The 4,765-nt window shown below is 51.4% G+C and carries 5 protein-coding genes and 1 pseudogene; 5 read left to right on the forward strand and 1 reads right to left on the reverse strand.

Annotation, left to right across the window (positions count from 1 at the left end):
• Positions 1-161 precede the first annotated feature (161 nt).
• Positions 162-362: a cold-shock protein CspD gene (cspD, locus tag ACVBDQ_RS17600; protein WP_003251474.1), complete on the reverse strand. Its 201-nt coding sequence runs from the start codon at positions 360-362 to the stop codon at positions 162-164.
• 320 nt (positions 363-682) lie between these two features.
• On the opposite strand from cspD, the gene ACVBDQ_RS17605 reads away from it, so the two are divergent.
• The 5 genes and pseudogenes from ACVBDQ_RS17605 to ACVBDQ_RS17625 form a co-directional block, all read left to right on the forward strand.
• Positions 683-934 (forward strand): hypothetical protein, encoded by a 252-nt coding sequence (locus ACVBDQ_RS17605; protein ID WP_014195521.1) that lies wholly within the window; start codon positions 683-685, stop codon positions 932-934.
• Between the two features lie 194 nt (positions 935-1,128).
• Positions 1,129-1,530, forward strand: coding sequence for a sporulation protein (locus tag ACVBDQ_RS17610; RefSeq protein ID WP_021321293.1), 402 nt, complete (start codon positions 1,129-1,131; stop codon positions 1,528-1,530).
• A 204-nt stretch (positions 1,531-1,734) separates the two neighbouring features.
• A complete protein-coding gene (locus tag ACVBDQ_RS17615) occupies positions 1,735-2,553 on the forward strand; it encodes an MIP/aquaporin family protein (RefSeq protein WP_020756086.1) in 819 nt (272 codons plus the stop codon).
• Positions 2,554-2,602: 49 nt separating this feature from the next.
• Positions 2,603-4,093, forward strand: a complete 1,491-nt coding sequence (gene glpK / locus ACVBDQ_RS17620) for a glycerol kinase GlpK (RefSeq protein WP_013523471.1) — start codon at positions 2,603-2,605, stop codon at positions 4,091-4,093.
• A gap of 322 nt (positions 4,094-4,415) precedes the next feature.
• Positions 4,416-4,637, forward strand: a pseudogene (locus ACVBDQ_RS17625) (ATP-binding cassette domain-containing protein); the annotation flags it as partial.
• Between the last annotated feature and the right edge of the window lie 128 nt (positions 4,638-4,765).

Below are 4,765 nucleotides of genomic sequence, written 5' to 3' on the forward strand. Positions count from 1 at the left end.
CCAAGGGCTGAAGAGTCTTTATCAACGATATGAATCTCTGCGTCAGACTTAATGGAACCGCCGTATACCGAACGGTACGTACGGTGGTGTGAGAGGACGAGGGTTAGTCACCCTCTCCTACTCGATTCCGCTCCCGTTCTCTCGTCTATGTCAACGAAGTCTTATAATTTGACAACGTTCGCTGCTTGCGGTCCGCGGTTTCCTTGGACGATTTCAAACGAAACTTCTTGGCCTTCTTCTAACGTTTTGAACCCTTCACCTTGGATCGCCGTGAAGTGGACGAATACGTCGGAACCGCCTTCCACTTCGATGAAACCGTAGCCTTTTTCGTTGTTAAACCATTTTACTTTACCACGTTGCATAATACTGAATTCCTCCTAATACCTTTAGCCTGTTCGGCTAACCTCAAGATTTTTATCAAATAACAAAATATACTTCACAGCCATCCAAGATGCACCTTCATGTTGAATGCCTGAAATATATTCTGTTATATGATGACTTTACTATACACTACCGCGGGTGGCCGCGTCAAGCAAAAGAAAGGAAATTTCCGAAAAAATTGTTTGCCGGCCCGAAAAACAATGCGTTGAAAAGGAAAACGGGCCGCTGGGGGAGAAAATAGTCATGAGCGGGCCACAACGCCCATACATTGGAATAGGAACGACAAAAAGGGGGAGAGCGGATGTACCGCGGAAAAATCGCGGGAAAAGAAGTGATCGTCCGGTTAGGGAGCCGGGTCAGCCGCCGTTATTTCAGCGACAATAAAATTTACCACATGGTTCTTTCGTACGGAGAGTCGGCGTTTCGCAAAGGGCAGGATATGTTTTGCATCTATAATGACCGCGTCGGCTTGATTGTCGCGGAAGTCGAGCAACAGGACGTCCCGGTCATTCGAATCGATTACATTATCGAAAACGAAAATGTGTACGAATAACCAATTGACAGCGGAAGGCGAATGCGGTAATCTCGAATGTAAGCGGTAACAAAACAAGCCGCATTCGTCCCTGTTTCTCCCAGGGGCAGACGTGCCGCGCCAGCATCGTCTGTTTATTTTTTGGCTCGCGTTGAAACAAGCGGCTTCGTTTTTTCGTATGATGATATGACAAGAGAGACAAAGAGGTGACTACGGTGTTATTGCGCAAAATGATGTCAAGAGTCGGAGTCGGGTCGGCGCACGTCGACTTGATCTTAAATAAATCGTTATGGCGCCAGGGGGAAATGATTCAAGGGATCGTCCACATTTACGGCGGAACGGTGGAACAAAGGATCGAGCGGCTCGATGTGGAGCTCGTGCAAAAAACAATCGAAAACGGCAAGGAGCTGGATGCCATTGTCGCCGTCATTCCGGCGGCCGGAGCGTTTTGGATCAAGCCGAGCGAGAAAAAGGAAATCCCGTTTTCCTACATGATTCCAGAAACCTTGCCGCCATCGCGCCCCGGCCAGTCGTACCGGTTCATCACCCGCCTTCATATCGAAGACGCGGTCGATACGCTCGACTTCGATTACGTGCAAATTTTGCCGAAGAAATAGGTTGACAGCGTTTTCAACAGATGATATGCTAAAAGCAAGTTAATAACGTTGTGGTGGAGAAGCGGAGACCCACACATATTCCTCGTTGCTTAGCGGGGAAGTGTGTGGGTTTTTGTTTTTCCACCCAACGGCTAACCCTCCGGAGGGGCCGCCCAAGCAGGAAATAGCAGAGGAAATCACGAATGAAAAGGGGGAAGAGAACAAATGTCGCCATTTTTAGGGGAATTCATCGGCACGGCACTGCTCATCATTTTCGGCGCTGGTGTGTGCGCCGGGGTCAATTTAAAGAAATCATATGCGGCCAATTCGGGCTGGATTGTCATTACGATGGGGTGGGGGCTGGCGGTGGCCGTGGCCGTATACGCTGTCGGCCGGTATAGCGGCGCCCATCTCAATCCAGCGCTGACAGTGGCATTGGCCATAAGCGGTGATTTTCCATGGAAAGATGTCCCTGGCTATGTGTTGGCACAAGTACTTGGCGCTATGGTTGGGGCTGCCGTCGTCTATCTCCACTATTGGCCGCATTGGAAGGAAACAGACGACCCGGGTGTCAAGCTTGGCGTGTTTGCGACGGGTCCGGCAGTGCCGAATACGGCTGCCAACTTGCTTAGCGAGATCATCGGAACGTTTGTGTTGGTTTTGGCCATCTTGGCCATTGGCGCCAACAAATTCGCTGATGGGCTCAATCCATTTATCGTTGGTTTTTTGATCGTGGCGATTGGACTGTCGCTCGGCGGTACGACGGGATACGCCATTAATCCGGCCCGAGACTTTGGACCTCGCTTAGCCCACTTTTTGTTGCCAATCCCAGGGAAAGGGTCATCGAATTGGGCGTATGCGTGGGTGCCGATCGTCGGACCGCTGCTTGGCGGCGCGTTAGGCAGTTTGGTCTATAAAGCCGTTTTCTTGGGAAAACCGACAGGCGCATTATGGGGAGTGCTGGCGGCAACCGCAGTCGTTTTGGCGGCGGCGAAGATGGCAAAAGGAAAAACAACCAGCGCCGCAAGCCGCCGTTCTCTCTAGTTGGCGTACCGGGTTTGTAAGCAAATAAAGGTGAAGGGGGAAGAATGTCATGAATCAATACATTTTAGCCATCGACCAAGGCACAACGAGTTCGCGCGCGATTTTGTTCAATCAAAAGGGCGAAATCGTCCATATGGCGCAAAAAGAGTTTACGCAATATTTTCCGCAGCCCGGCTGGGTCGAGCACAACGCCAATGAAATTTGGGGATCGGTGCTTGCGGTCATTGCCAGCGTCTTGTCCGAGGCGCAAGTGAAGCCGGAACAAGTGGCGGCGATCGGCATTACGAACCAGCGGGAAACGACGGTTGTGTGGGAGAAAGACACCGGCAACCCGATTTACAACGCCATCGTCTGGCAGTCGCGGCAGACGGCCGGCATTTGCGATGAACTGAAAGCGAAAGGGTATGACCCGCTATTCCGCGAAAAAACCGGCTTGCTTATTGACGCCTATTTTTCCGGGACAAAAGTGAAATGGATTTTGGACCATGTCGAGGGGGCGCGCGAACGGGCGGAGCGAGGAGAGTTGCTCTTTGGCACGATTGATACGTGGCTCATTTGGAAGCTGTCCGGCGGCCGCGCCCATGTAACCGATTACTCGAACGCGTCGCGCACATTAATGTTTAACATTCATACGCTCGAGTGGGATGACGAGCTGCTTGCGATTTTAAACGTGCCAAAGGCGATGCTTCCTGAGGTGCGCCCGTCCTCGGAAGTATACGCGAAAACGGTTCCGCATCATTTCTTCGGCGTGGAGGTGCCGATCGCGGGAGCCGCGGGCGACCAGCAGGCGGCTTTGTTCGGCCAGGCGTGCTTTACGGAAGGGATGGCGAAAAATACGTACGGCACCGGCTGCTTTATGCTGATGAATACGGGGGAAAAAGCGGTGCAATCGAAACACGGGCTGCTCACAACGATCGCCTGGGGAATTGACGGCAAGGTTGAATACGCCCTTGAAGGCAGCATTTTCGTCGCCGGTTCGGCCATTCAATGGCTGCGCGACGGCTTGCGGATGATCAAAACGGCGGCTGACAGCGAAGCGTACGCCGAAAAAGTCGAGTCGACCGACGGGGTGTATGTCGTACCGGCGTTCGTCGGGCTTGGCACGCCGTATTGGGACAGCGAGGTGCGCGGGGCGGTGTTTGGCCTCACGCGCGGCACAACGAAAGAGCATTTCATCCGGGCCACCTTGGAATCGCTCGCTTACCAGACAAAAGATGTGCTCGCCGCCATGGAAGCCGATTCCGGCATCTCGCTGACCACGTTGCGCGTTGACGGCGGGGCGGTGAAAAACAATTTCCTTATGCAATTCCAGAGCGATTTGCTTGCCGTTCCGGTCGAACGTCCGGTTGTGAATGAAACGACGGCCTTGGGTGCGGCGTATTTGGCCGGGCTGGCGGTCGGCTACTGGAACAGCCGAGATGACATCGCCGCCCAATGGCAGCTCGAGCGCCGGTTTGAGCCGAAGATGGATGACGACAAGCGAACGATGCTCTACGATGGCTGGAAAAAAGCGGTGCGGGCGGCGATGGCGTTTAAATAACTATAGGGAACAAAGCAATAATCGATCGTGAATGGGCGGCCGCGGTCAAGCTGTGTCCTTTTCCACTTTTTTGTTCATTGCTTAGGCAGATGTTCCTTTCGTGGAGCATCTGCTTATTTATTGTCCAAAAAATAGTGGTTGAAACTGAGCTGTAGTTCACAGTCATGTTTTTCTATGAGGTATAAGACTGGAAAGGAATCAAAAAATTTACTGATATTTTTTCTATAAATATTGAATTTACGAAAAAAAAATGATAGAATATTATCTGAATATTATATATAGTCTAAAATTTAGTAATACTAACAAAAGGGAGAAGGACACATTGGCAAAGCAAACGTTATTGGAAATTGAGGAGCTGCGAGTCTCTTTCCGCATCGGTGATGACTATTATGCGGCGGTCGACGACGTTTCGCTGGCGATCGGAGAGAACGAAGTCGTCGCTCTCGTCGGGGAGTCGGGTTGCGGCAAAAGCGCACTCGCTTTGTCGATCATGGGTCTCCACCCGCCCGAAAAGACAAAAATTGAGGGGCGCCTGCACTTTAAAGCTCACATTTCGCACCCTCTCGACGAAAATCGGGAGGATTTTTTCGTTCCGATGTCGAATGAATCCTTGACACACAAGGAACGTAAAGGAGTTTTTCTCTTATGAACGTTCAAGTCAAAAAGGTCTAT

Source organism: Geobacillus sp. CCR, assembly GCF_052906625.1.